The 6,536-nt window shown below is 34.6% G+C and carries 5 protein-coding genes; 1 reads left to right on the top strand and 4 read right to left on the bottom strand.

From position 1 onward, the window contains the following. Nucleotides 1-77 precede the first annotated feature (77 nt). Nucleotides 78-1,307 carry an IS4 family transposase gene (locus WBQ70_RS06920; RefSeq protein WP_423912148.1) on the top strand — a complete coding sequence of 410 codons (1,230 nt, stop codon included), beginning with the start codon at nucleotides 78-80 and terminating at the stop codon, nucleotides 1,305-1,307. An 8-nt stretch (nucleotides 1,308-1,315) separates the two neighbouring features. Here WBQ70_RS06920 and WBQ70_RS06925 read toward each other — a convergent pair whose 3' ends face one another. From WBQ70_RS06925 to nusA, 4 genes are all read right to left on the bottom strand, one after another. Beyond that, complete coding sequence (locus WBQ70_RS06925) at nucleotides 1,316-1,693, bottom strand: P-loop NTPase fold protein (protein WP_423912151.1); 378 nt, start codon at nucleotides 1,691-1,693, stop codon at nucleotides 1,316-1,318. After that, entirely contained in the window at nucleotides 1,638-1,901 is a 264-nt protein-coding gene (locus WBQ70_RS06930; protein ID WP_423912153.1) for a hypothetical protein, read from the bottom strand. The genes WBQ70_RS06925 and WBQ70_RS06930 overlap by 56 nt, the downstream gene beginning before the upstream one ends. A gap of 420 nt (nucleotides 1,902-2,321) precedes the next feature. Next, nucleotides 2,322-5,225 (bottom strand): translation initiation factor IF-2, encoded by a 2,904-nt coding sequence (infB, locus tag WBQ70_RS06935; RefSeq protein ID WP_423912155.1) that lies wholly within the window; start codon nucleotides 5,223-5,225, stop codon nucleotides 2,322-2,324. A gap of 52 nt (nucleotides 5,226-5,277) precedes the next feature. Continuing rightward, nucleotides 5,278-6,531: a transcription termination factor NusA gene (nusA, locus tag WBQ70_RS06940; protein ID WP_423912157.1), complete on the bottom strand. Its 1,254-nt coding sequence runs from the start codon at nucleotides 6,529-6,531 to the stop codon at nucleotides 5,278-5,280. Nucleotides 6,532-6,536 lie beyond the last annotated feature (5 nt).

Below are 6,536 nucleotides of genomic sequence, written 5' to 3' on the forward strand. Positions count from 1 at the left end.
CATTACAATCCGAAAGTCTAAAATAAAAAGTGCCTGAGAATCCCGTATTTTTGATTTTGCGAAACAAATAATACTTTATGGGACTCTTCAGGCGAAACAAAAATATCAAAAAACCAGTTATTAGACAAATTATAGAACTTGCTCCTAGATGGATGATCACATCTTGTGTGAAAAAACACAACTCAGATAAAGGATGCAGTAAATACAAGACTTACGACCAATTTGTCGCTTTAACTTACGGACAGCTTAATAAGTGCTACACTTTGAATGATATTTCCACTGGAATTGGTGTTAGTGAGACTTTTATTGAAGATTTAGGATTGACTCAAAGTCCAGCAAGATCGACTATGAGTGATGGCAACAAAAAGCGGGATTGGAGAGTGTTTGAGTCCTTATATTACAAGCTTTTGAAACATTATGAAAGAGTTTTAAAAAGCGAGTCCGGGCGAAATATTATCAAAGAGATTAAAGACCAAAACATAAAATTGATTGACAGTACTACAATCAGCCTTTGCTTGAGTATGTTTGATTGGGCAAAGTTTCGGACAGCAAAAGGAGGGTTAAAAATACATACTTGCTGGGATGACAATTTGCAAATTCCGGATTTAGTAAATATAACCCAAGCAAAAACACATGATAGATACGGCATTGGTCAGTTGGTATTCTCAAAAGGAACTATTGTTGTGGAAGACAGAGCTTATTTTGATTTTGCATTGATGCTACATCGAATTCAAGCTGAAAATGTTTTTGTTACTCGAATTAAAACAAATACATTGTACGAATCCATCCAGGAATTGGACTTGCCCGATAAAGAAGATCAAGATATTATTAAAGACGAAATTATTATTTTAAACAGTAACAAAGCCCTAGAAACAGGTATTAACGAGCACAAACTAAGATTAGTTCATGTTTATAAGGAAGATGAAAATAAGGTTATTGAAATAATAACGAATAATCTAGAATGGTCAGCTAGAACAATAGCTGACTTATATAAAAAGAGATGGGATATAGAATTATTTTTCAAAGCGATGAAGCAAAACCTGCAAATAAAAACATTCCTAGGCACAAGTGAAAATGCAGTTAAATCGCAAATTTATATCGCATTGATCAGTTACTTATTGGTTGAATTGATAAATAGAACGATATCTAAAAAGACAAAGTCTTTCTCTAATCTGGTTGAGAAAATTAGAATCTGTTTAGTGTATTATCTAAGTTTAGATTATGTATGCAATCAAGTTGGAGATGGAGCAAAAAAAATAAGGTCAGAACCAAAATTACAATTCAGTTCTGACTTATTTTCAGCATAATTTTATAATTACAACCTATTTAGGAGGTGTCCGAACTGATATTGATCATTTTGGTAAAAGTTTCGGATAGCTGTGATAAACTCTTTTTCATTAGCAATTAATAATATCTTAGCATTTTGATTCTCAACTAAATTGTTGACAAACCCAAAGAATTCCTTACTGTTAAGAGTTGGACTTTTACGATCTATATCATCTATGCACAAGAGAATTTTGCTAAAATCAATTAAATCCGAGCTAGATGTATTTGTATCGCTTAATAATTCTTGAAATTCGGATCCAGAAAGAAATTTGTAGATACTTTTCCCAAGTCCAGTAAATATTTTAACGCCTCTATTTTTTAAGTATAGGATATAATTCAATAAAAATTTGATTTTGAATTTCTTCAATAGAATTCACTTCAAAAAGTGAAATTATGATAGGAATATAAAATTCCTCTTTTTTTGAGTTTGAAACTTGAAGTTCTTTAATTCTTGGAAAAAGTTCCTTCTTTATATAGTATGTTTTTCCAATACCGTATTCTCCATTTAAAATGATCGCATAATTCGTTTCCAATTGTAAATATTCTTCTATTCTCTCGGTAAGTTGGTCGTTCATTTTATCGAAATGTTCTTTAACATCATTGCTAACTTGTACACACTCGCTATAAAATAGCGATTAATTCTTATCCAAAAATATCAATAAAATAAGACAGTTTTAAAAAACAAATTCAAAATTCACACAGATTTACTTTACTCTTACACAATTACATGCTCTAACAAAAACAAACTATCAACAAACCCACTACTCCCCTAGCCCTAATAGAAGTCGAAATCCTTATGGGAGCTAGCCTTTTGCCCCCACAAGATTACTTCACTATACTTTTATTTTTATTAGGAATTCAATGAACTTCGTTTGTAACGGATAGCAGAAAATCGCTCCTAAAAAAGAGGCTTCGGGAAGCTCAGCTTGACAAAAAAGTATAAACCAAAAAAAATCCCGATTGCTCGGGACTTTTATATAAACTAAATCGGAATTCTATTTCAATTTCTTTTTGATTGCTACCTCATGGTATGCTTCAATAACATCTCTTTCTTCAACGTCGTTGTATCCTTTTACTTGGATACCACAGTCGTACCCTTTGGCTACTTCTTTCACATCGTCTTTGAAACGTTTCAAGGCAATTAACTCCCCTTCATGAACCACAACACCCTCACGGATAATTCTGATTTTAGCATTTCTGGCAATTTTACCATCCATAACCATACATCCTGCAATAGTTCCCACTTTAGAGATTTTAAACAACTCTCTAATTTCAGCAGTACCTAATACTTCTTCTTTCATCTCTGGCGCTAACATTCCTTCCATCGCATCTTTCAAGTCGTCGATAGCAGCGTAGATAATAGAGTAGTAACGGATATCGATTTCTTCTTTATCAGCTAATTGTCTTGCATTTCCAGCAGGACGAACGTTAAACCCGATAATGATCGCATCAGAAGCAGAAGCCAACATAACGTCAGTCTCTGTAATTGCTCCAACACCTTTATGGATAATGTTAATTTGAATTTCTTCAGTAGATAACTTAGAGAACGAATCAGATAACGCTTCAACAGAACCATCAACATCTCCTTTAAGGATCACGTTCAATTCTTTAAATTGACCTAATGCAATACGACGACCAATTTCATCTAATGTAATATGACGTTGTGTACGTACGGATTGTTCACGCATTAATTGAGAACGTTTAGCAGCAATTTGTTTTGCTTCTTTCTCGTCTTGGAAGATATTGAATTTATCTCCCGCAGTAGCTGCTCCGTCAAGTCCTAAAACAGATACTGGTGTAGATGGACCTGCCACTAAAACAGAATTTCCTCTTTCATCATGCATTGCTTTGATCTTACCATGATGCTTACCAGCCAACATATAATCTCCAATTTTCAAAGTACCATGTTGTACTAAGATTGTAGATACATATCCTTTTCCTTTATCAAGGAAAGCTTCCACTACTGTTCCTTGTGCTGCTTTATCTGGATTAGATTTTAAATCTAAAACTTCAGCTTCAAGTAATACTTTTTCCAATAATTCTTTAACACCTGTTCCAACTTTAGCAGAGATATCATGAGATTGGAATTTTCCTCCCCAGTCTTCTACAAGTAAATTCATACTTGCTAATCTTTCTTTAATTTTCTCAGGATTAGAGTTAGGCTTATCTACCTTATTGATTGCAAAGATAATTGGCACGCCAGCAGCTTGTGCGTGGCTAATTGCCTCTTTGGTTTGTGGCATGATGTCATCATCCGCTGCAATTACAATAATTGCGATATCGGTAACTTGAGCTCCACGTGCACGCATTGCGGTAAACGCCTCGTGACCTGGCGTATCAAGGAATGCTATTTTTTGTCCATTATCTAAAGTTACTCCATACGCACCAATATGCTGTGTAATACCTCCAGACTCTCCTGCAATAACATTTTCTTTACGAATATAATCTAGTAAAGAGGTCTTACCGTGATCGACGTGACCCATTACGGTTACGATTGGCGCTCTAAATACTAAATCTTCTTCTTTATCTTGAACAACTTCAATTGCTTCTTCAATATCTACAGTAATGAATTCAACTTCATAACCAAACTCATCAGCAACAATCGTCAATGTTTCAGCATCAAGACGTTGATTCATGGTAACCATGATACCTAATGACATACAAGTACCAATTACTTTAGTAATAGGCACATCCATCATGATAGCAATTTCCCCTACAGTAACAAATTCAGTAACTTTAATAGTTTTACTTCCTTCATCAATAGCTCTTTGCTCTTCATCAGATTTTTGACGGTGTGTATCTCTTTTATCTCTTCTGTATTTCGCCGCTTTAGATTTTCCTCCTTTTTTACCTTGAAGTTTCTCTAGAGTCTCACGAATTTGATTTTTAACTTCCTCTTCAGTAGGCTCCACCTTAGCTACAATAGCAGGACGATTACCTTTAACAAATCCTGGTCTAGCACTACGGTTAAATCCTCCACCCCCACCAGTATTTGGTGTGATTTTATTAGGATTTGGCGCACCTGGAACCCCAGGAGGTTTAGGAGCACCTGGTTTAGGAGCAATCCTTTTACGCTTATTTTTATTAGCAGCTGCATTGGCACCTGGAGTACCTGGCTTATTAGGAGTAATTTTCGGTTCCTCCTTTTTCTTTTTAGGTTTATTAAACTGAGATAAATCAATTGTTTGTCCCGTTAATTTGGCACCTGAAAGTTTTTGATATTGAGTAGCAATCGCTTCCTCAGCAGGTGCTTCTTCTGATTTAGGAGCTTCCTTAACTTCTTCTTTAGTGACTACTGGAGTCACTACTTTAGGGGTAGGAGCCACTACTTCTTTTTTAGTTTCTTTTGCTTCTTTAACTTCAACAACAGGTTTAGGTTCGTTTTTGTCTGAAACAACTTTTTCTTGTGTAGGTACTTTTGGCTCTGATTTTTCAACCACAGCTTCTACTTTAGGTTCTTCCACCTTTTCGGCAACCTTTTTTTCTGGAGCTGGAGTTGGAACTGATGCTGGCGGTGGTGTGTTTTTCTTAGGATTAAGATCGATTTTCCCCACTTGAACAGGTCCTGTCACCACGGCTCTCGCTTTGATAACCTCTTGTTGTTTCAAACGCTCCTCTTCATCATGTTTGCGTTTATCTTCAATTTCATTTTCTCTTTCAATACGCAAAGCCTCTTTTTCTTTTCTTCGCTCTTCACCTACTTCTTTTGAAGCTTCTTTTTTCCCTCTGTCACCCGCAAATTGACCGCACAAGACGTTGTATACATCATCAGAAATCTTTGTGTTTGGATTCGCCTCAATACTAATCCCCTTATCTTTTAGATAATCCACAGCTCTTTCTAAAGAAATATTCAATTCTCTTAAAACTTTGTTTATTCTAATAACTCTCTCTTCAGACATAAAACCTTTTTATTATTACCTTTTTCGTTGTGTTGCTAGAAGCATTTGTAGTCTAACTTTCAAATTCTTCTTTCAATATTTTCATTACATCTAGAATCGTTTCCTCTTCTAGGTCTGTTCTGCGTACTAAATCCTCTACATCTTGACTCAAAATACTTTTAGCTGTATCTAAACCAATTTTAGCAAATTCTTCAATTACCCATTCTTCAATCTCATCTGAGAATTCTGTCAATTCAACATCATCCTCATCTGCTGTTGCTCCAGCTACATCACCTTCACGAATAACATCTAATTCATAACCTGTCAAAAGACCTGCTAATCTAATGTTATGCCCTCCACGACCAATAGCTTTAGAAACCTCTTCTAATTTTAAGAACACCTCAGCTCTTTTTGTTTCTTCATTAATTTTAATAGAAGATACTTTTGCTGGGCTTAACGCTCTTGTTATAAATAACTGAATGTTACTAGTATAATTAATAACATCAATATTTTCATTTCCTAACTCACGAACAATCCCATGAATACGAGAACCTTTCATTCCTACACAAGCTCCTACAGGATCAATTCTATCATCATACGAATCTACAGCGACTTTTGCTTTTTCACCTGGAATTCTTACTACATTTTTAACCATAATCAAACCGTCAAAAACCTCTGGAATTTCCTGTTCAAATAATTTTTCTAAAAACTTCTCAGAAGTTCTAGACATAATAATTTGAGGTTTGTTTCCTTTTAATTCAACGCTTTCAATAATTCCACGAACATTATCTCCTTTACGGAAAAAGTCAGATGGGATTTGTTTCTCTTTAGGCAAAACGATTTCGTTTCCTTCATCATCTACCAAAATTACTACTCTAGGTCTTACATGATGTACTTCGGCAGTATAAATATCACCTATTAAATCTTTAAATTGTTTGTAAAGATTTGTATTATCGTGTTCATGAATTTTAGAAATTAAGTTTTGACGTAAAGCCAATATTGCTCTTCTTCCTAAATCAATTAATTTTACTTCTTCAGAAACTTCTTCCCCTATTTCAAAATCGGCTTCAATTTTTCTTGCTTCAGTAAGTGTAATTTCTTCGTTTTCAAAATCTAGATCCTCGTCAGCAACAATAACTCTCCTTCTCCAAATCTCCATATCCCCTTTGTCAGGGTTTATAATAATATCAAAATTATCATCCGATCCGTATTTTTTCTTCAATGCATTTCTAAATACATCTTCTAAAATTGCCATAAGCGTTACACGATCAATAAGTTTATCATCTTTAAACTCTGAAAATGAATCGATTAATGCTAAATTTTCCATGCGAA

Origin of the sequence: Flavobacterium sp., from assembly GCF_049590715.1 — a bacterium.
Lineage (GTDB): Bacteria > Bacteroidota > Bacteroidia > Flavobacteriales > Flavobacteriaceae > Flavobacterium.

Coding starts and splice junctions, on each gene's coding strand:
- WBQ70_RS06920 (WP_423912148.1), top strand. CDS start 78: ATGGGACTCTTCAGGCGAAACAAAAATATCAAAAAACCAGTTATTAGA.
- WBQ70_RS06930 (WP_423912153.1), bottom strand. CDS start 1,901: ATGAACGACCAACTTACCGAGAGAATAGAAGAATATTTACAATTGGAA.
- infB (WP_423912155.1), bottom strand. CDS start 5,225: ATGTCTGAAGAGAGAGTTATTAGAATAAACAAAGTTTTAAGAGAATTG.
- nusA (WP_423912157.1), bottom strand. CDS start 6,531: ATGGAAAATTTAGCATTAATCGATTCATTTTCAGAGTTTAAAGATGAT.